The organism is Pseudomonas sp. NFIX28, from assembly GCF_900107395.1.
GTDB lineage: Bacteria > Pseudomonadota > Gammaproteobacteria > Pseudomonadales > Pseudomonadaceae > Aquipseudomonas.
This window is the reverse complement of sequence record NZ_FNPW01000026.1, coordinates 1-20,008: the sequence shown is the minus strand read 5'-3', so window position 1 is coordinate 20,008 and position 20,008 is coordinate 1. Positions and strand designations below refer to the sequence as shown.

The window sequence follows — 20,008 nt, the reverse complement described above, 5'->3', positions numbered from 1 at the left end:
GGGCCGATCGCAGCCTGCGGCAGCGGCTACAGGTGGTGGGTCTGTGGATGCTGCAGCGTTTGTAGCCGCTGCCGAGCCTGCGAGGCTGCGACAAGGCCCGCAGGGCCTTCATGGGGCTGGAGATCGCCGCGTCCCTTCGGGCCGATCGCAGCCTGCGGCAGCGGCTACAGGCGTTGGGTCTGGATGCGGCTGCGGCTACGGGGTTTTGTGTGGGGGCTGAAGCAAAAAAGGCGCCCGAGGAGGGCGCCAAGGAGTCACCTGAACCGAGGGAGCCAGGCGAGCCCGTTCGCAGGGGTGTCGCGGTGGTAAGGCGCGACTGAACGGAAGAGGGCAGCGGCGCCCGCCGCGATGGCGGGCGCGGGGTGTCATTTGCCGAGCTTGATCCGCGTCCAGCCGCGGTTCATCACGCGCTGGATGGCGATCGGCTGGTCGGGCACCGCGTATAGCGTGGCGAGCACGGCTTGCGGCGGATACGAGGCCGGGTCGTTGCGGATGGCTTCGTCCACCAGCGGCGTAGCGGCGGCGTTGGCGTTGCTGTAGCCGAGGCTGTTGGTGACCTCGGCGATGATGTCCGGGCGCATCAAAAAGTCCATGAACAGGTAGGCGTTGTCGACGTTGGCCGCGTCCTTGGGCATGGCCATCATGTCGTAGAAGCTGCCGGCGCCTTCCTTGGGAATGCTGAAGGCGACCTTTTCCCGGTTGCCGGCCTCTTCGGCGCGCGAGCGGGCCTGCAGCACGTCGCCGGAGTAACCCACGGCCACGCAGATATTGCCGTTGGCCAGGTCGGAGATGTACTTGGAGGAATGGAAGTAGGTCACCGAAGGACGGATCTTCATGAACAGCGCCTCGGCCTCGAGGATCTGCGCCTTGTCCTTGCTGGTCACCGGGTAGCCCAGGTAGTGCAGGGCGGCGGGGAGCATTTCCGTCGGCGAGTCGAGGAAGCTGATGCCGCAGGCCTTGAGCTTCTCGGCGTTCTCCGGCTTGAACAGCAGGTCCCAGGAATTGGTCGGCGCGTCGGCCCCGAGCACGGCCTTGACCTTGTCCGGGTTGTAGCCGATGCCGATCGAGCCCCACATGTAAGGGAAGGCGTGGGCGTTGCCCGGGTCGCTGGCGGCGACGTTCTGCAACAGCACCGGGTTGAGGTTCTTCCAGTTCGGCAGCCGCGACTTGTCCAGTTCCTGGTAGACCCCGGCCTTGATCTGCTTGGCCATAAAGCTGTTGGACGGGACCACGATGTCATAGCCGGACTTGCCGGTGAGCAGGCGCGCTTCCAGGGTTTCGTTGCTGTCGAAGACATCGTAGATGACGTGGATGCCGGTCTCGGCCTCGAATTTCTTCAGGGTGTCCGGGGCGATATAGTCCGACCAGTTGTAGACACGCAGCTCCTTGTCGCTGGCTTGAGCGCCGGTCACCATCGCGCCCATCAAGGACAGTGTTAGCAGAGTCCTGCCAAGCATTTTCATCACTACAACTCCATTTCTTATTGTGCAGAATTGCTGCATTCGCAATGCGCTGTATCTGGTTGCACGCCTTCGCCAGCCGGCTGGCTGGCGAAGCGGGTTAATGAGGATTCAGGCCGTCGCTTGCATCCGTGGTGCGCTTGCCGGTTGATAGGCTTCGTTGGCGGTGTATTCCATGGCTTCCTGGATCGCCCGCTTGCGGGCGGCTTCGGCGCGACGGCTGAAGTACCAGACCAGGAAAGTCGCCAGCGACACCGCCAGCAGAATCAGGCTGGCCACCGCGTTGATTTCCGGCTTCACCCCCAGGCGCACCGCCGAGAACACTTCCATCGGCAAGGTGGTGGAACCCGGCCCGGAGACGAAGCTCGCCAGCACCAGGTCGTCCAGCGACAGGGCAAACGACATCATGCCGCCCGCCGCCAGCGATGGCGCGATCATCGGGATGGTGATCAGGAAAAACACCTTGAACGGCCGCGCGCCCAAATCCATGGCCGCCTCTTCGATGGACAGGTCCAGCTCGCGCAAGCGCGCGGAGACTACCACGGCCACATAGGCGGCGCAGAATGTGGTGTGGGCGATCCAGATAGTGACGATGCCACGCTCCTGCGGCCAGCCGATCAGTTGCGCCATGGCCACGAACAACAGCAGCAGCGACAGGCCGGTGATCACTTCCGGCATCACCAGCGGCGCGGTGACCAGGCCGCCGAACAGCGTGCGGCCTTTAAAGCGGGTGACCCGCGTCAGTACGAAGGCCGCCAGGGTGCCCAGGGCCACCGCGGCGATCGCGGTGTAGCAGGCGATCTCCAGGGAGCGCACCACCGAGCCCATCAACTGCTGGTTGTCCAGCAGGCCGACGTACCACTTCACCGACCAGCCGCCCCAGACCGTCACCAGCTTGGAAGCGTTGAACGAGTAAATCACCAGGATCAGCATCGGCAGGTAGATGAACACCAGGCCGAACACCAGCATCAGGCTGGAAAATCCAAAACGTTTCATGCCCGTCCCTCCATCTCTTTGGCCTGGCTGCGGTTGAACAGCAAGATTGGAATAATCAGGATCGCCAGCATCACCACCGCCAGGGCGGAGGCCACCGGCCAGTCACGGTTGTTGAAGAACTCCTGCCACAGCACGCGGCCGATCATCAGGGTTTCCGGGCCGCCCAGCAGCTCGGGAATGACGAACTCGCCAACCACCGGAATGAACACCAGCATGCAGCCGGCGATGATGCCGTTCTTGGCCAGCGGCACGGTGATTTTCCAGAAGTTGTTGAAGTTGCTCGAACCCAGGTCCGACGCGGCTTCCAGCAGGCTCTGGTCGTGCTTGACCAGGTTGGCGTACAGCGGCAGCACCATGAACGGCAAATACGCGTACACCACCCCTATATAAACCGCGGTGTTGGTGTTGAGGATCTCGATCGGTGCCGAGGTCAGGCCGCTCCACATCAGGAAGCCATTGAGCAGGCCGTTGTTGCTGAGGATGCCCATCCACGCGTAGACGCGGATCAGGATCGCGGTCCAGGTCGGCATCATGATCAACAGCAGCAAGACGTTCTGGGTTTCCTTGCTGGCCTTGGTGATCGCGTAGGCCATGGGGAAGCCGATCACCAGGCACATCAGGGTGCTGAGCAGGGCGACTTTCAATGAGCCCAGGTAAGCCGAGATGTACAGCTCGTCACCCACCAGCAACGCATAGTTGCCGACGTTGAGCAGCAGCTGGAATTTCTGTTCGGCGAAGCTGTAGATCTCCGAGTAGGGCGGGATCGCCAGGGCGGCTTCGGAAAAGCTGATCTTCATCACCAGGAAAAACGGCAGCATGAAGAACAGGAACAGCCAGAGGAAGGGAATGCCGATCACCAGCTTGCGACCGCTGGGCAGCACACGGGACAAACGCTGATTGAGAGTCAGGCTGGAGGTATTCATGCGCGCAGTACCACGCCGCTGTCGTCTTCCCACCACACGTAGACCTGGTCGTCCCAGGTCGGCCGTGCGCCGCGGCGTTCGGCGTTGGCCATAAACGACTGGACGATCTTGCCGCCGGGCAGTTCGACGTAGAACACCGAATGCCCGCCGAGGTAGGCGATGTCATGCACCTTGCCCCGCGACCAGTTGTAGCGGTGCTCGGGCTGGGTGCTGCTGACCAGCATTTTTTCCGGGCGGATGGCGTAGGTCACCGACTTGTCCTGCACCGAGGTGCTGACGCCGTGGCCGACGTAGATCTGCTGTTCCAGCTCCGGGCAGTGGATTACCGCGTGGCCTTCCAGGTCTTCGATGACGGTGCCGTCGAAGGCGTTCACGTTGCCGATGAACTCGCAGACCATGCGGCTGACCGGGGCTTCGTAAATGTCGATCGGGCTGCCGATCTGGGCGATCCAGCCCAGGTGCATGATGGCGATGCGCTGGGCCATGGTCATGGCTTCTTCCTGGTCGTGGGTCACCATCACGCAGGTCACGCCGACGCGCTCGATGATCTCCACCAGTTCCAGCTGCATCTGCGAGCGCAGCTTCTTATCCAGGGCGCCCATGGGTTCGTCGAGCAGCAGCAGCTTCGGCCGCTTGGCCAGGGAGCGGGCCAGGGCCACGCGCTGGCGCTGGCCGCCGGACAGCTGGTGCGGCTTGCGCCTGGCGTACTGGGTCATGTGCACCAGGCGCAGCATTTCTTCCACCCGCGCATCGATCTCGCTGGCCGGCAGGCGGTCCTGCTTGAGGCCGAAGGCGATGTTCTGCGCCACGGTCATGTGCGGGAACAGCGCGTAGGACTGGAACATCATGTTGATCGGCCGCTCATAGGGCGGCATGTCGGTGATGTCCACGCCGTCCAGGTAGATACGCCCCTCCGTCGGCCGCTCGAAACCCGCCAGCATGCGCAGCAGGGTGGACTTGCCGGAACCCGAGCCACCGAGCAGGGCGAAGATCTCGCCCTGGTGGATGTCCAGGGACACATCGTCCACGGCCACGGTTTCATCGAACTTCTTGGTCACGCGGTCGACTCTCACCAGCACCTTCTGCGGTTGCGGGTGACCTTCCAGAGCCTTTCTGTACGTGCTGGAGGCGTTTGCCATGTGGAACTCCCAACAGATGTCAGTCGTCGGGCCAAAACGGCCCGGCTTAATAGATGGATGACAAACCCGCGGGGGCGGGTTTATTCGGCGCTGCCGTCCTGGCGGCCTGACGCTGGTTCTTGTTCTTGAAAGCAGGTTCTCGTAGTGCTGGGTGTGGCTTGAACCGCTCCGCAGGCCGGGGCGGGCGCGCAAGGGCGCACCGCCGCCGGCCAGGGAGCGTGGCAGTCAATTTCGCGGGTGAAGCTTTGAATCAGTGGCCGTTGCGCTGCGCCGCCCGTTGCCGGCAGGCATCGCCGAAGGCCTGGAAGATCCGCAGGTAGACCGGGTTCGACAGCACCTGCCATTCCGGATGCCACTGCACGCCCAGGGCAAAGGCCGTGCTGTGTTGCACCGACACGGCTTCGATCAGCCCGTCCGGCGCCAGCGCCTCGGCGCGCAGGCCCGGGGCCAGGCGGTCGATGCCCTGGCTGTGGATCGAGTTGACCTGGAATTCCTGGGGCAGGTCCAGGGCCTGGAACACACCGCCGGCTTGCACCCTGACGGCATGGGCCGGGGCGTACTGCACGGCCAGGTCCGGGTGGTCGGCTTCGCGGTGGTCGAGGTAGCCGGGCAACTCATGCACCTTTTGGTGCAGGCTGCCGCCGAAGGCCACGTTCATTTCCTGGAAGCCGCGGCAGATGCCCAGCACCGGCACGCCGGCGGCAATCGCCGCGCGCAGCAGGGGCAGGGTGGTGGCATCGCGCTGGGGGTCGTGAGCGGTGCCCGGTTCGCTGTCCGGGCCCTGATAGTGGAAGGGCTCCACATTCGATGGCGAGCCGGTGAACAGCAGGCCGTCCAGCTGCGCCAGCAATTGCTGGTTTTCGCTCAGGTCGGCCAGGGAAGGAAGGATGACCGGAAGCCCCTGGGCGGCGGTGCTGACAGCACGCAAGTACTTGTCGCCGCTGATGTGGTAGGGGTGCAGCCCGATCTCTTTGACGCACGCAGTAACGCCGATCAATGGCTTGAATGCCATTTTTATCACCTCGAAATTCACGCTGGAACGAGTTTTTCGAGAGCTTATCCTCGTTGATTTTAATTAACAACTTCCGTGTAAAAAATTCTAAACGTAGCTCGTCGGATTCTCGGGTTTTGTGCGCCTGCCGCCTGCTTGTGTGGCCATATAGGGCAAAATATTTAACGCTTTGGGCCCTATGTTCGCTATTGACTTCACTTTTCCTTTCGGATTGACTGCTGCCACGAAACCGCTTTGAACATAATAATTAACACATAGGTGCATCATGTCGGTCCCACTGCGTGCCGTTCAGCTCAACGAAGCCAACGCCTTCCTGAAGAACCATCCCGAGATCCTCTACGTCGACCTGCTGATTGCAGACATGAACGGCGTGGTGCGTGGCAAGCGCATCGAACGTACCGCCCTGCACAAGGTGTACGAAAAAGGCATCAACCTGCCGGCTTCGCTGTTTGCCCTGGACATCAACGGCTCCACCGTGGAAAGCACCGGCCTGGGCCTGGACATCGGCGACGCCGACCGCATCTGCTACCCGATCCCCGGCACCCTCAGCGTCGAGCCCTGGCAGAAGCGCCCGACCGCGCAACTGCTGATGACCATGCACGAAATCGAAGGCCAGCCGTTCTTCGCCGACCCGCGCGAAGTGCTGCGCCAGGTCGTTGCCAAGTTCGACGAATTGGGCCTGACTATCTGCGCGGCCTTCGAGCTGGAGTTCTACCTGATCGACCAGGACAACGTGAACGGTCGCCCGCAGTCGCCGCGTTCGCCGATTTCCGGCAAGCGTCCGCAGTCGACCCAGGTCTACCTGATCGACGACCTCGACGAATACGTCGACTGCCTGCAAGACATCCTCGAAGGCGCGAAAGAGCAGGGCATCCCCGCCGACGCCATCGTCAAGGAAAGCGCCCCGGCGCAGTTCGAGGTCAACCTGCACCACGTCTCCGACCCGATCAAAGCCTGCGACTACGCGGTGCTGCTCAAGCGCCTGGTGAAAAACATCGCCTACGACCATGAGATGGACACCACCTTCATGGCCAAGCCGTACCCGGGCCAGGCCGGCAACGGCCTGCACGTGCACATCTCGATTCTCGACAAGCAAGGCAACAACATCTTCGCCAGCGACGACCCGGAAACCAACGACGCCCTGCGCCACGCCATCGGCGGCGTGCTGGAAACCCTGCCGGCGCAGATGGCCTTCCTCTGCCCGAACGTCAACTCCTACCGCCGTTTCGGCGCGCAGTTCTACGTGCCGAACTCGCCGAGCTGGGGCATCGATAACCGCACCGTGGCCGTGCGCGTGCCGACCGGTTCTTCCGACGCCGTACGCATCGAACACCGTGTCGCCGGCGCCGACGCCAACCCGTACCTGCTGATGGCTTCGGTACTGGCCGGCATTCACCACGGCCTGACCAACCGGATCGAGCCCGGCGCGCCGGTGGAAGGTAATTCCTACGAGCAGAACGAACAGAGCCTGCCGAGCAACTTGCGCGACGCCCTGCGGGTGCTCGACGACAGCGAGGTGATGGCCAAGTACATCGACCCGATGTACATCGACGTGTTCGTCGCCTGTAAGGAAAGCGAGCTGGCCGAGTTCGAAAACTCGATCTCCGACCTCGAATACAACTGGTACCTGCACACGGTCTGATGGCCGCTCCTTATCCTGCGTTGAGTATTTGCCATGACTAAATCCCGCAGCGACTGGGAGCAGCGCTTCCAGTCCTTGACCCTCGAAGGCCGCGCCTTTATCGACGGCCAGTATTGCCACGCCGCCAGCGCCGCCACCTTCGAATGCATCAGCCCGGTGGACGGGCGCTTTCTGGCCAACGTCGCCAGCACCGACGAGGCCGACGCCAACCGGGCGGTGCAGGTGGCACGCCGGGCGTTCGAGTCCGGCGTGTGGTCGCGCAAGGCCCCGGCCGAGCGCAAGCGCGTGCTGATCCGCTTCGCCGATTTGATCCTCGAGCACCAGGAAGAACTGGCGCTCCTGGAAACCCTGGACATGGGCAAGCCCATTGGCGACGCCCTGAGCATCGACGTGCCGGCCACCGCCAACGCGATCCGCTGGAACGCCGAGGCCATCGACAAGATCTACGACGAAGTCGCGGCCACGCCCCACGATCAACTGGGCCTGGTGACTCGCGAGGCCTCGGGCGTGGTGGCGGCCATCGTGCCGTGGAACTTCCCGCTGATCATGGCCAGCTGGAAATTCGCCCCGGCCCTGGCGGCGGGCAACTCGTTCATCCTCAAGCCTTCGGAAAAGTCGCCGCTGACCGCGATCCGCATCGCCCAGCTGGCGCTGGATGCCGGCATCCCCAAGGGCGTGTTCAACGTGCTGCCGGGCTACGGCCACACCGTGGGCAAGGCACTGGCCCTGCATATGGACGTGGACGTGCTGGCCTTTACCGGCTCCACCGCGGTGGGCAAGCAACTGCTGGTGTACTCCGGGCAGAGCAACATGAAGCGCGTGTGGCTGGAGGCGGGCGGCAAGAGCCCCAACGTGGTGTTCGCCGACGCGCCGGACCTGCGCGCCGCGGCAGAAGCGGCGGCCAGCGCCATCGCCTTCAACCAGGGCGAAGTCTGCACCGCTGGTTCGCGCCTGCTGGTGGAGCGCTCGATCCGCGAGCAGTTCATTCCGCTGCTGGTGGAAGCCCTCAAGGCCTGGAAACCCGGGCACGCCCTGGACCCTGCGACCCGCGTCGGCGCGCTGGTGGATCAACGCCAGCTGGAGAACGTGCTGCGCTATATCGGCATCGGCAAGGAGCAAGGCGGCCAACTGCTGGCCGGCGGCGCGCGGACCCTGGAAAGCACCGGCGGGCTGTATGTCGAGCCGACCATTTTCGACGGCGTGACCAATGCCATGACCATCGCCCGCGAAGAGATCTTCGGCCCGGTGCTGTCGGTGATCAGCTTCGACACTGAAGAAGAAGCCCTGGCGATTGCCAACGACAGCATCTTCGGCCTCGCCGCCGGGGTCTGGACCAGCAACCTCAGCCGCGCCCACCGCTTCGCCCGTGGCCTGCGCGCCGGCAGCGTGTGGGTCAACCAGTACGACGGCGGCGACATGACCGCGCCGTTCGGCGGCTTCAAACAGTCGGGCAATGGTCGCGACAAGTCGCTGCACGCCTTCGACAAATACACCGAGCTGAAAGCGACCTGGATCAAGCTCTAGGCGCTTTGGCGATCAGGCAAGGCAAAAACAGGCGAGGAACGGCCGGGGTCGCGTTCGACTGTAGGGGCCTACATGAGCATTCCGAGCCTGTTTTTAACGCAGCCTGATCGACGCGCAGACAGTTGTCGTTAAGACGACTACCTATAACAACGGCGGGGCGGGCTTCGACCCGCACCCGCTGGGGAATTCGATAATGCAAACCTACGTAAACAGCTACTACGCCGCGACCCGCAACCCGACCGCCGATTTCCCGGTGCTGGAAGAGTTGGTGGAATGCGACGTCTGTGTGATCGGCGCCGGCTACACCGGCCTGTCCTCGGCGCTGTTCCTCGCCGAGGCGGGCTACAGCGTCACCGTGCTCGAAGCGGCCAAAGTCGGCTTCGGCGCCAGCGGGCGCAACGGCGGGCAACTGGTCAACTCCTACAGCCGCGACGTCGATGTGATCGAGTCGCGCTACGGCGAGAAAAGCGCCGAAGTGCTGGGCAGCATGATCTTCGAAGGCGCCGATATCATTCGTCAGCGCATCCAGCATTACGACATCCAGTGCGACTACCGCCCGGGTGGCATCTTTGCCGCCATGAACAAGAAGCAACTCAAGGGCCTGGCCGAACAGAAGGCCAGCTGGGAGCGCTACGGCAACAAGAACCTGAAGCTGCTGGACCAGGCGCAGATCGCCCAGGAAGTCGGCTCCGACGCTTACGTCGGCGGCCTGCTGGACATGCAGGGCGGGCACATCCACCCGCTGAACCTGGCCCTGGGCGAAGCCAGCGCCATCATCGGCCTGGGCGGCAAGATTTTCGAGCAGTCGGCGGCGCTGGAAATCACCTACGGCGAGCCGAATATCGTACGCACCGCCAAGGGCGTGGTGCGCGCCAAGTACCTGCTGATCGCCGGCAACGCCTACCTGCAGCAGGACCTCGACCCGCGGGTGACGCGCAAGAGCATGCCGTGCGGCTCGCAGATCGTGGTCACCGAACCGCTATCGGAGAAAATGGCCCGCAGCCTGATCCGCAACAACTACTGCGTCGAAGACTGCAACTACCTGCTGGACTACTACCGCCTCACCGCCGACAACCGCCTGCTGTACGGTGGCGGCGTGGTCTACGGCGCCCGTGAGCCGAACGACATCGAGCAACTGATCCGGCCGAAGATCCTCAAGACCTTCCCCCAGCTCAAGGACGTGAAGATCGACTACCGCTGGACCGGCAACTTCCTGCTGACCATGTCGCGCATGCCGCAATTTGGCCGCATCGAAAAGAACGCCTACTACATGCAGGGCTACAGCGGCCACGGCGTCACCTGCTCGCATCTGGCCGGCAAACTGATCGCGGAAATGATCCGCGGCGACGCCGAACGCTTCGACGCCTTCGCCTCGCTGCCACATATGCCGATGATCGGCGGCCGCACCTTCCAGGCCCCGCTGACCGCCATGGGCGCCGCGTACTACGCGCTGCGCGACCGCTTCGGCATCTAAGCGACAGGGCACATGGGCATGGCACGCCGCGTTCCTGCTCTTGTAGGAGCGCAGCTTGCTCGCGATGAACGATAACGCGGTCCATCAGGCACTCCGCTTGCGCCCGCTTCGTCGGAATGCCGCCCAGGCCGATCGCAGCCTCGCTAACGCTCGACAGCGGCTACAGACCCCAGACGGCCCCAGCACCGGGCCACCCCCGGCTCAACGCCGACCTGTAGCCGCTGCCGAGCCCCAGCGCGGCTGCGCCGAGGTTCGCAGGACCTCCCAGGGCCCGCAAACCCACCGTAAAATCCCCGTAAACCCCTCATCGCCAGCCCTTACAGCAGCGCCGTCAAACATGTTTAAATAGCCGCCTTTCAGGCTCCAGAGGCACCCAAATCGCGACAATCGCGACCCAAGCGCCGAATACCCTTAAGTTCCTCTCGCATAAGGCTGTTATGGACACGGGCACCCGACTCAAACTCGTTCGCGAAAGCTACAAACTGTCCCAGCGCGAGCTGGCCCGGCGCAGCGGCGTGACCAACGCCACCATCTCCCTGATCGAACAGAACCGCGTCAGCCCCTCCGTCAGCTCCCTGAAAAAGCTGCTCGAAGGCATCCCCATGTCCCTGGCCGACTTCTTCACCTTCGACCAGCCCCCGCGCGAACACCAATACGTCTTCCGCGCCAACGAACAACCCGACCTCGGCCGCGACGGCGCCCGCCTGCTGCTGATCGGCGCCGCCCTGCCAACCCGCCAGATGCGCTTTTTGCGCGAACAATACGCCCCCGGCGCCAGCTCCGGCGACGAGCCGATCGTGCATGCGGAAGGGGAGGAGTGCGGCCTTGTGACCCGTGGCACCGTGGAACTGACGGTGGATGGGCAGGTGAGCGTGTTGAACCCGGGGGATGGGTATTATTTTCCGACTACGCTGCCGCATAAGTTTCGCAATATTGGGCAGGATGAGGCGGAGATTATTAGTGCGAATACGCCGGCGAATTTCTGAGTTGGGTAATTCCTGAAACTCTCTCTTGATTCAGAGCGGCTATCGATAGCCGCTTAGCGCTTATCACGGCTGTGCTTTTACGGGGCGCTTTTGAGTTGAATACTTAGGAGTAATGTAGATATCTGCTTGGTTGAGAAGCGTCCGCTTCCGGCCAATAGCTGCCAGTCACGAGAGGACTTAATCGAACCATTACTTCTATTGGTGAGCTACAGGTTCGATCCTAAGGAGTTCATGAGCAAGGACGAAAGGACACAAGACGCTGGAAAGCCCCCATCCTTCTTAGCTTCGGCATATGTCCCTTCTTTTCTAAATCTATTAAATTCACGTCTTCCTCAATTCGGCCGGTGTTCAAATATTAGATTCCACATCTTCGTCACCGCAGGATCGTTGATGTCGAGTTTTTTCAACTGCTCATAAACATTAACTACGTAGTCTGTGCACCTACCGCTTGAGCCCTTAGCACAGCTGACCAACCCAAAAGCTGCTTGCATATCGATGGATCGAATAATATTTTTACCTGCGTACAGAGGTACCAAAGCTTTCACCGGCCCTGAGCCCTCAGCAACAACCTCTACAACTGAAAGATTAAAATTCCTACCTTCACGTCGAGTAAGGTAAGCCTCTACTTCCTCCGTCTTTTCTTCAGAAAACTCAAAAGCAATCCCAATACAACTTGCGTTCGCTTCAAGCACTAGGTTGAGGGTTGGACACGGACAATCACGCGTCCCCCAGTTGGAGACAGACTTTTTATTGAATACACGACAATATCCCTTCAATTCAGCTTTAACACGCTGCATACAGGAAAAGTCTCTCTCCCAACCATCGGTCATCAGCGATCCGAAACCGAAAACCCACATGACACCCTCCTTTTTGATTTTTATCTCTCAGCTGAAAATGGCCTTCGGCTTGGAATTCTCCCAGTCCTTTCGAGCCCTGTTGTAGTCCGACTTAATGCTGTCGAATAGGGAAAATTCAGTGGCCAAAATTTCAACCGTAAGTGGTCCCTCATGGAAATTTTCGGAGTGCGAATGCGCGTCAATATAACGGGACAGCGCGACCATTCTATCGTGCACACGGAGTGCAATTGCCTCATCAAAGAAAACTTGGTTCAATGTGAAAGCTATATTCTCTCGCCACCGACGTACGACGTTGTTAAACAGCTTCTTCTGGATGAAGTCTTCATAGCCGGTTCTCAGGCTTCCACAGGCTTTTTCCAAAGCATCTCGCTGCGAGTCTCCAGTCAACCCACGGGCGGTATCGTAGTGTTTTTTCGCTCGGTCATATGCAGCACCCTCGTAATGCTCGTGAGGGAAAGCCAATCGGTCTATCGCGCCAGGGGCATCACTATCATCACGCCAGACAGTCCGTCCGGCAAATGCCACACCGCTATCCTCCGCGGCAGTTGCGAGGTAGTTCGTAAACAGAATGTCATGAGTGAATACAATGACCTGACGCCGTGTAGCCTCATCCACTAGGCGTTGGGCGATAAGCTCCTTACGTACATGGTCCATGGATGTAACGGGATCATCGAAGATGACGCCGGAACACGTACCACTGAGTTCGATTTCCGTCAGAAAGTCTGCCAATGCGGCGGCGGTCTGCTCCCCCTCACTAAGCACACGGGAAGGGTCAACACCAGCCGTGCCTGCGTTGCTGATCTCAATCTTTCGATCTGTGGTACCTGCATCTCCGGCGAAGCGGAACTGTACGGGTAACTCCAGCTTTAAGGCTTCACAGTTCTCCGCAAATCGAGCGATAAAGCCTTTCGCAACCAACGTCGTAGCTAGGGCTTTTTGCTTACTCGTCACATCACGCTGAATGGCTGAGAAACCCCGAACGCATGGCGTTGCCTTACTTACCCATTGGAGATTCTCAACCGCTGCCGCAATCTCATCATATTGGGCAGAAAGCCTATGGCGGTCATTCAGAAGTTGTTGCTCTAACAAAAGAGCGTCTATTAAAGCCTTGGGGTCACTTTCGCGCAGTTGTTCGTTGTCCTGTTTCAAGCGTTCGACCAAAGCGTTAATTCGCTCTGAAACAGCGTCATACTCCAGCAGGGAACACATCGGGTCGCAGATGTTAGTTACTGCCAAGTCCAAAGTCTCAATGAAATGCCGATAGCCATCCACATGAGCCGCGATATCAGCTTCCAGCACCGCGTCAAGTTCCAGCAACACACGTCGCGCAGCGCTGTCCTGAGCAAAGAACGTAACACTGACCGTGCTTATTTCCGAGCCATGAACCATCATTTCTTCTCGGGCGGTGGTCAGTTGCATTTCAACGTCGCTCGTGGCCATCTTATAGAATCGCCCCATACGATCTGCGCTTTCCACATCAAGCACCTGCTGACACAACACGCAGCGCGCGCCCTCGACTTGGAGAGGGAAAGCATCACCTGGATAGGCTTCGGCGTTGTATGCGATCGCAGCGGATAAGAGATTTCTCCACGCCGTAGTTCCTATGGGCTGTATAGGCTCTTCGCCAAACTGAGCTGCGGACAATGCCGCTCCCTTTTCGATGAGCTCACCAATCTGCTTAGCTGTTTTACCAATTTTGGTCACCGTGGTCGGATTTACACCAGCAGCCAGCGCAGCAATACTCGCTTTGACAGCTTCCAGATCAACAATTCGTTGCTCGTTTTTTTTGACGATCTCCTTGGGATCCGTTGTCCTAAGTTCAGTCAACTGCGGCTCGATAGCCATTAATCTAGCGGCTTCGGCATCGCCAAACACCGCAAACGCTTTCAGCTGGCTCAAATCCGTTTGGGCGCTGAGCGTCGCCAAGGCATTGGCTACATCTGACGTGCTGTCTTGGATGGCAAATTTATCCAGTACCGGCGTCCGATTGGCGATTTCGTCGCGAAGTTTTGTTTGTAATTTGCCAAACGCTGTAACCATTCGAGGGAAAACGTCGAACAGATACGGCATGACTTGAAAAACGTTACGATCATCAAGATGCACGCGAACGCAGGTCGAATCGAAAACGGAAAAGCCATCACGCAATCGAGGGCATGCCTCTTGATGTACGAACTTGACGCTTAACCCATCATCAAAATGGAAGGTGGCCGTAGGTTTCGGATGTGTGCCCTTCGCTAGCCTGACGTCACCTAGGATCCCTGTGTCTTTGGATCGAGTGAAGCATGCAGACTTCAATACACGAGCATAACCAGACTTCCCGGCGCCATTGGGGCCATAGATCACAGTAAGCTTTGGTCCGAAGCTCAGTGTTTCACCAACAGCTAGCGCATTGACGCCTGTCACCGACTCGATGGAGCTCAAGGTGCTGACCGCCTTCGAAATGTCGACCTCAAACTGCGGAAGCGTCATATCCCAAGTGGCACGAACTGCCGCTGGCACACTAAGAGTTTGGTCGATTAGGTATTCGGTGAAGACCTCATCTAGTGACTCATCGCTGAGCTCAGCTGATGCCACCAACCGGCTTAACAAAAAGCCCTGCCAGGGAGAAAGTGTTTTCCCCCAATCAGACAGCGCATCGAAGATATTGAAAGCAGGCTGCGTCATCGGGTGGCTCTCGATAGCGAAACTATAGGATAAATGCTGCGAGAATCCAGTCTTATAGATACTCACGCACGGTTACCAAACGTACACAGCATAGTTGAGAGAAATGTTGTGAGAGCCCAGAAAGTACGTAATTTAACAACCGGCGCTTGTCACCTCGCCAGCAAAGCAGGAGATCTGCGAACTCCTCTTACATGTAGATCCGAAATGACAGCTTTTGGCCGATTGCAGGCCTTCGTGAAAAGCAGCAATTTGCCATTGAAGAGACGTTCGATGAAAACCGTTTAATGCCAAGCCGCCTGCGTATGCCATCGATTTGTTAGAGAGCTATAATGGCAAATTCTTCGTGAACGGAAGTGGTATAGGAGCCTAGTCAATACCAGCACATTACGTAAGTCAGTCAATCAGTCTATGACAAATGGCATTGGCTCCATCGATTGGATCGCAGAGCGGATGGGCACCAACGGATACATGATTCAACAGAATTACGATTCAGCAAGATATGTAATCTGGCTCTCTTATCAACAGGCCGCAAGGCTTGTATCAACACCTGAGATGACTGTGATAGGAAAAATTGATCGCCGCCGGATTGATGAAAAAATCAAGCATGCTATAGTCGTCGACGAGCCGTGAGGTAGCCGAAAGCTTACTCACAGTGGAAGAAAACCACTTAATCTGACGAAATCGGAGTAACTCCCTATGCACCCCCCTGTATATTCGACCTTATTTTCTTGCCTCTATAACGAACCGGAACCAGTAGGACACCTCGGACGAGGATCGCACTACTCCGTCTTTAGATCAGTAGAATGGCTTGACGTTACCCGATCACCTCTCAAAGTTCCTCAGATTCATGACTTTGCGGTGATTTGGGACGAAGACCATGACACTCGAATAATCGAAACAATCGAAGCCATATACATGGCGGGTCTGTTATCACCTATACAATTCATAGGTGAGCGCAAAGGGACGCTGACAGTTATCGTCGCCGCGAAATTTTACTTCAGCGGCACTGATGCTGACATTCAGGCTTATGAGCGCGAACTTCAGAAAATCTGCGATAACTCAAGCCATGGAGATCCTTGGCCAGTTGATTTAGGGATGTTTGATCGCTCTCCTGGATTCCCGACTCACCAGACGGAATTGCATGGCCTGATCAGTGCGGAAGAGCATCGCGTTATCACATACCTACGAAATATCGACTCGCTTTGGCAACTTGGTACAAAACCTTTCATTGCAAATACTCGCCTAAATACTTTTCCACCATTGCCATCAATCCCGCAGGCCCCTCCACTGGCGACACCATCGCTTTTCTCTAAAACGTAATTTTTGTCATTGGAATAGCTCACTCGGTCCAAGCAATAAGCCCTGCTTCGGCAGGGTTTATGGCATAGACTGCGTTATGGTACTCAAAGCGTACCATCCAGACTGCCAATATATCCCTACTGGGTTGCTGGCTTTTGACTAGTGAGGATGTAGCGACTCATGGATGCGTCTTCAATTATATAATCAACCGTACCGATCAGTTTCCAGCCTTTCGCAATAATGGTATTCGCTTGCTGCGGGTGTCAGTAACTAAGCGCCAACAGTGACTGGCTACGACTGCCCTTTATAGCCGTTTCAGGCCTTCCCAGAACGACCTCTATTGGCCGGTTGCTGCCGGATACAACTGGCAGCTATTGGCCGAAAGCGGCCGCTCAAAAACAAAGAGTGAGACCACTCTTGATCCACCCGTTTAACCGCCTCAAAAAAACCTGTTTAAAGACGCTCGCGGTTGTTGATGTTTCGTATGAAGAGATGGGGAGGGCGTGATCGGGTTTCGAAAGGGGGGCACGTGGAGCGGTGTATTTTCTGGAAATAAACTCCTCCCCATTTCTGCTCAGGAACGCGGGCTCGTCAAATAGTCACATAGACGGGAGGATGGCACTGGGCTATCGTCGGTTCGCCTATTGCGGTATTTCTTCTGCGTAGTGTCTTCCACGAGCCAGTGCGAGCTAATGATTGCAGCGACGCTCGAAGGGCACCGGAAAAATCTATCTAGGAACCGACATCGATGATTTACCAATGCAACGGATGCAATAAGACGACATTTGAAACCGCGTGCCCATGGTGCAACAGCTCACAGGTCTCTCCCTCGGCTGAATTGCGCGTTCAGCATCTTACTCCCCTTGATCCTTCGTTCTATCCCGATTTTCAGTACCAATCCAAAGGACTCATCAAGGATTTTCTGGGGAAAAAGAAAGAACAGGCGCAGTTGAACGATCTGCTCAACAACGTTTTGAGAAAGTATGCGCAACTCAAGCAGCCGTACTTTACGAACTTCATACATACCACTCGTGAGACTGCTTCTGGTAGCTCTGATGTTGGCGTGCCCGGCCCCAGGTTCGATGGGGTGTACACCGAACGCGAGCTGTTTCGTGAGGTTCTTATTCGCAAGGGGTTTGATGAGCTTGAGGGGCAACCTTCGCTTTTGGACAAATTGCTTCTGACCACTGCGTTCAACTCTGTCTATCTCGGCTTTTCCAGAGAACTCAGCCGGCACATCAAAACGGATCTGACAGAGACTCTCCGCTCCTGGATCGAGGAGGCAGGGACAACCTTTCGATCCGACCTCGCTCTGTTTTACTACTATCTCTGGGAAAACGACGTTTCGTACCCAAGCATTCAATTTACCCCTCAGGCAGGAACGACGGCCAGTGTTCCATTACTACCACTAGCCGAATTCCGTAAGGGGCTCGGTTGGTGTGAAAGCATCTACTTCCACATTCTGGTGGAGCGCCTTGGGAGTCAGCTCGAGCACTTCAATCCGAATCGATTCATCACGATGTATCTCGTGGATGCTATGGACGGCTTTCAGTTTGAGGCATTCCTGGTCGAGATTTTCCAAACTATCGGGTTTGACGTGAAGGAAACAAAAAAGACTGCTGATCAGGGCGCCGATCTTTTTGTCAGTCGGTTCGGCAAAAACATGGTAATCCAGGCCAAAAATTACACGGGCTCTGTTGGGAATGCCGCAGTGCAGCAAGCAATCTCCGCCAAAGCGTTCTATGCGTGTGACGAGGCTATGGTGGTTACCAATTCCTACTACACAAAGTCCGCGAAAGAGTTGGCCGGTACTGCTGGAGTGCGATTAGTCGATCGTGAGGGCTTGCAGAATTACCTTGATGATTACAACCAGAAGCTCATTGAGGTGTTTCAAGCAGAGGCTGAGGAAAGTTAGCTAAGGATGGGCCATAGATCTGACCTATTCCCAAGAGGGAAATAGATTTTTCCCAATTATTGGCCCATTATTGTTCCTTCCCCGTTATCGCCCTTTAATCAAAAGTTAGCCACTGCAGTCGAGACTTCGCAGATGATCAAAGAAAGCCCTCTGGGAAAACTAATTGCTAGTCTTCAGGAGAATATTTCTGAGGGGCGCTTGGACAAAGCCGCAATTGAGAAAGCAACGAAAGAACTAGCGAAGCTTGGGTATCAATACGACGAAGATGTTTTCCCCCGACTCGTAGGTACGGAAAATTTCTCGAACAATAGTTCGGATTCTCCACAAGACCTTGCAGAGGCTCTTTTGTGGAAGCTAGGGAAATGGAAGGCATACAAGAAGTTCTGTGCGAACTATGCCACAGAGCAGCCAGTATCAACAAATACCGATGTGGTGTTCTATGCCTTTGCAATGCATCTGAAAGATAAGATAAATCCGATTTATGACCAGCACGCAATCAGGTCGCTTTGGGCGATCTTCGGAAAATTAACTGCCGACGAGAGGCAGAAGTGTAAGTCGCTACTTTTCGATACGAAAAACAAATGGAAGCAGTCTGGTACAGGGAAGAGTGCAGTTGATTGCTACTCAATTTTCGTGAAACACGTTAATGACCTAGTTTTGGCTAGCGGGGGAGCAAGCAAGTCTGAGCTTGACCGCTTGCTCATGCCCCTAGGTCAGGCAATCAAGAAGTCTACGAAAACGTATATTGAATTTGAAGCTCTTTGTGGTTGGCCTCGTAGTGGGTGACAATTTGCTGCAGGCGCGACGGTCCTGAAGGGTCGCGGCCTTTTTGCAGATGTTAGTGCCCCCTTTTGAGTCTTAACCAAACTTTATGTACCAATTTAAAAATTTTGTAGAGCCAGGAGAAGAAATGTCCTTTTACATGATTACCTATGGGCACGCACAGATTGAAGAGCTTTATATTGGTGAAACCGAAGATGCTGCAGTATCAAATGCCAGAGGCTTAATCGATCAGTGGCCAGAATATGCAGCACTGACAGATGAAGAAATTATAGAGCTCGCCAAAAACGGCGATGCCGAATTTGATTTGGTTGAGATACATGCGCCCTGGCCTGGCACTAGTCACAGCCAAGAGCAGTTGGTCGCCATATATGAGCAACAGCAAGGCTAGGCGTATTGTTACATAACAGTCCGCTCAAATCGTTCGCCTCGCTCACTGAGACGGGCTTTAATCCATCCCTTTTTTCACTGGGCTACTCGACTGAGCCTCGCATCAGTATGGGGAAAAAGATCGAGTCGAATATCGCGATTTCAAGCGAATAGGTTCGGAGAATGTCCGCTTTTGGCTGTGGATTCAACCGGTCGACGCAACAGATTGGCTAAATCGTTCAGCGGGTGTTTCGTAGTCTAGTGTTTTCCGAGGGCGGCTATTTAGCTGCCTTGCGACTTCATTGAGCGTGGCTTGCGAGTGATCCGCAAGGTCGGTTCCTTTCGGGAAGTACTGCCTTAACAACCCGTTGGTGTTCTCATTCGATCCCCGTTGCCAAGGACGATGAGGATCGCAGAAGTAGACCTTGATGTCGGTAGCCACCGTAAAGCGCTTATGGTCAGCCATCTCTTTTCCGCGATCCCACGTCAGCGATTTGTAGAGTTCTTGGGGTAAGTTGCGGGCGCTTTCGATCAGGGCGCTGATGACCGTCTCGCTATCCTTACCGTCCAATTTCACCAGCATTACGTAGCGGGTATGACGCTCAACAAGAGTGGCAATTTGGCTGTTCCTGCTACCGCACAGCAGGTCGCCTTCCCAGTGACCTGGCACCGCCCGATCCTTAGCCGCGGCCGGGCGTTCGCGGATCGATACCGCGTCAGTGATTCGACCGTGATTTTCTTTCTTCTGCGTGTGATGGCGCGAGCGACGCATGGCCCGCGTGCGCCGTAAATGCTCAAGCAACTCTTTCTTCAGAGCCCCGCGAGCCTGTATGAAGAGCGTGCGATAGATCGCCTCGTGTGACACCTGATAGCTCGTATCGTCCGGGTAGGTACGCTTCAACCAACCGGCAATTTGTTCCGGTGACCACTGCAATTGAAGCTTGTCTGCAACAATTTGCGCCACCGTT

At 57.2% G+C, this 20,008-nt stretch carries 17 protein-coding genes; 9 read left to right on the top strand and 8 right to left on the bottom strand.

Annotation, left to right across the window (positions count from 1 at the left end; translation table 11 throughout):
* Positions 1 to 365: 365 nt before the first annotated feature.
* The 5 genes from BLV20_RS29750 to BLV20_RS29730 form a co-directional block, all read right to left on the bottom strand.
* Positions 366 to 1,463: a polyamine ABC transporter substrate-binding protein gene (locus tag BLV20_RS29750; RefSeq protein ID WP_092305936.1), complete on the bottom strand. Its 1,098-nt coding sequence runs from the start codon at positions 1,461 to 1,463 to the stop codon at positions 366 to 368.
* Between the two features lie 108 nt (positions 1,464 to 1,571).
* On the bottom strand, positions 1,572 to 2,456 hold the full coding sequence (locus BLV20_RS29745) for an ABC transporter permease subunit (RefSeq protein ID WP_092305935.1): 885 nt from the start codon (positions 2,454 to 2,456) through the stop codon (positions 1,572 to 1,574).
* Entirely contained in the window at positions 2,453 to 3,334 is an 882-nt protein-coding gene (locus BLV20_RS29740; RefSeq protein WP_164485211.1) for an ABC transporter permease subunit, read from the bottom strand. Before BLV20_RS29740 ends, BLV20_RS29745 begins: the two co-directional genes overlap by 4 nt.
* Before the next feature lie 41 nt (positions 3,335 to 3,375).
* Positions 3,376 to 4,518, bottom strand: coding sequence for an ABC transporter ATP-binding protein (locus BLV20_RS29735; RefSeq protein WP_092305933.1), 1,143 nt, complete (start codon positions 4,516 to 4,518; stop codon positions 3,376 to 3,378).
* Between the two features lie 250 nt (positions 4,519 to 4,768).
* Positions 4,769 to 5,530 (bottom strand): gamma-glutamyl-gamma-aminobutyrate hydrolase family protein, encoded by a 762-nt coding sequence (locus BLV20_RS29730; protein WP_092305958.1) that lies wholly within the window; start codon positions 5,528 to 5,530, stop codon positions 4,769 to 4,771.
* Between the two features lie 265 nt (positions 5,531 to 5,795).
* Here BLV20_RS29730 and BLV20_RS29725 point away from each other — a divergent pair, with 265 nt between their 5' ends.
* The 4 genes from BLV20_RS29725 to BLV20_RS29710 all read left to right on the top strand — a co-directional run bounded on the left by BLV20_RS29725 (position 5,796) and on the right by BLV20_RS29710 (position 11,156).
* Complete coding sequence (locus BLV20_RS29725; protein ID WP_092305932.1) at positions 5,796 to 7,172, top strand: glutamine synthetase family protein; 1,377 nt, start codon at positions 5,796 to 5,798, stop codon at positions 7,170 to 7,172.
* A 33-nt stretch (positions 7,173 to 7,205) separates the two neighbouring features.
* Entirely contained in the window at positions 7,206 to 8,696 is a 1,491-nt protein-coding gene (locus tag BLV20_RS29720) for an aldehyde dehydrogenase (protein WP_092305931.1), read from the top strand.
* Between the two features lie 193 nt (positions 8,697 to 8,889).
* A complete protein-coding gene (locus BLV20_RS29715; RefSeq protein ID WP_175540283.1) occupies positions 8,890 to 10,170 on the top strand; it encodes an NAD(P)/FAD-dependent oxidoreductase in 1,281 nt (426 codons plus the stop codon).
* A gap of 437 nt (positions 10,171 to 10,607) precedes the next feature.
* Positions 10,608 to 11,156, top strand: coding sequence for a cupin domain-containing protein (locus BLV20_RS29710; RefSeq protein ID WP_007922919.1), 549 nt, complete (start codon positions 10,608 to 10,610; stop codon positions 11,154 to 11,156).
* A 332-nt stretch (positions 11,157 to 11,488) separates the two neighbouring features.
* On the opposite strand, the gene BLV20_RS29705 is transcribed toward BLV20_RS29710, so the two are convergent.
* Positions 11,489 to 12,013, bottom strand: coding sequence for a gamma-glutamylcyclotransferase (locus BLV20_RS29705; protein WP_092305929.1), 525 nt, complete (start codon positions 12,011 to 12,013; stop codon positions 11,489 to 11,491).
* A 27-nt stretch (positions 12,014 to 12,040) separates the two neighbouring features.
* Positions 12,041 to 14,743 carry an AAA family ATPase gene (locus BLV20_RS29700; protein WP_256577913.1) on the bottom strand — a complete coding sequence of 901 codons (2,703 nt, stop codon included), beginning with the start codon at positions 14,741 to 14,743 and terminating at the stop codon, positions 12,041 to 12,043.
* Positions 14,744 to 15,085: 342 nt separating this feature from the next.
* On the opposite strand from BLV20_RS29700, the gene BLV20_RS31245 reads away from it, so the two are divergent.
* From BLV20_RS31245 to BLV20_RS29680, 5 genes are all read left to right on the top strand, one after another.
* Positions 15,086 to 15,307: a hypothetical protein gene (locus BLV20_RS31245; RefSeq protein ID WP_139192768.1), complete on the top strand. Its 222-nt coding sequence runs from the start codon at positions 15,086 to 15,088 to the stop codon at positions 15,305 to 15,307.
* 228 nt (positions 15,308 to 15,535) lie between these two features.
* Positions 15,536 to 15,997: a hypothetical protein gene (locus BLV20_RS29695; protein WP_218190318.1), complete on the top strand. Its 462-nt coding sequence runs from the start codon at positions 15,536 to 15,538 to the stop codon at positions 15,995 to 15,997.
* A 727-nt stretch (positions 15,998 to 16,724) separates the two neighbouring features.
* The gene (locus BLV20_RS29690; protein WP_092305927.1) at positions 16,725 to 17,891 is read left to right on the top strand and encodes a restriction endonuclease; all 1,167 of its coding nucleotides are present in this window, start codon (positions 16,725 to 16,727) and stop codon (positions 17,889 to 17,891) included.
* A 132-nt stretch (positions 17,892 to 18,023) separates the two neighbouring features.
* Positions 18,024 to 18,677: a hypothetical protein gene (locus tag BLV20_RS29685; RefSeq protein ID WP_092305926.1), complete on the top strand. Its 654-nt coding sequence runs from the start codon at positions 18,024 to 18,026 to the stop codon at positions 18,675 to 18,677.
* A 124-nt stretch (positions 18,678 to 18,801) separates the two neighbouring features.
* Positions 18,802 to 19,062 carry a hypothetical protein gene (locus BLV20_RS29680; RefSeq protein ID WP_092305925.1) on the top strand — a complete coding sequence of 87 codons (261 nt, stop codon included), beginning with the start codon at positions 18,802 to 18,804 and terminating at the stop codon, positions 19,060 to 19,062.
* 183 nt (positions 19,063 to 19,245) lie between these two features.
* On the opposite strand, the gene BLV20_RS29675 is transcribed toward BLV20_RS29680, so the two are convergent.
* Positions 19,246 to 20,008: IS30 family transposase (locus tag BLV20_RS29675; RefSeq protein ID WP_139192767.1), on the bottom strand; the 763-nt coding region annotated here is incomplete at its 5' end.